The organism is Streptomyces sp. NPDC001851 (assembly GCF_040297165.1).
Classification (GTDB): Bacteria; Actinomycetota; Actinomycetes; order Streptomycetales; family Streptomycetaceae; genus Streptomyces.
Genome location: NZ_JBEOYR010000077.1, coordinates 1 through 413 on the forward strand (window position 1 = coordinate 1; position 413 = coordinate 413).

The 413-nt window shown below is 49.6% G+C and carries 1 protein-coding gene and 1 pseudogene; both read right to left on the minus strand.

Annotation, left to right across the window (positions count from 1 at the left end; genetic code table 11):
- A pseudogene (locus ABT171_RS41570) lies at positions 1-138 on the minus strand (phosphomannomutase CpsG); the annotation flags it as partial.
- A 12-nt stretch (positions 139-150) separates the two neighbouring features.
- Positions 151-413: cupin domain-containing protein (locus tag ABT171_RS41575; protein WP_351252142.1), on the minus strand; the 263-nt coding region annotated here is incomplete at its 5' end.

Consider the following 413-nt stretch of genomic DNA (forward strand, 5'->3'; position numbering starts at 1 on the left):
ATCGCAGCCCAACACGATCCGTTTGGGCTTCAAAAACTCGCCATAGGCACGTCCAATACGATACGCGATGTCCTCATTCAGCTCTTCGCCCAGCTTTCCCCGGATGTCATAAGCTTTAAAACACGTCAATTTTTGCATTACCAAACCCTGTTAAACTCTGCCATAGCGATCTTGCAAACGCTCAATATCATCTTCTTCCAGATAGCGCCCCGACCTGACCTCGATCATTTCCAAATCGATTTTTCCCGGGTTTTCTAGCGTATGGACACTGCCCGCAGGAATGAAGGTAGACTGATTTTCCGACAAGAAGAACTCTTGATCATCAACGTTAACTCTTGCTGTCCCACTCACAACGATCCAATGTTCGGCACGGTGGAGATGGCGTTGCACCGACAACCCCTCCCCTGGCCGCA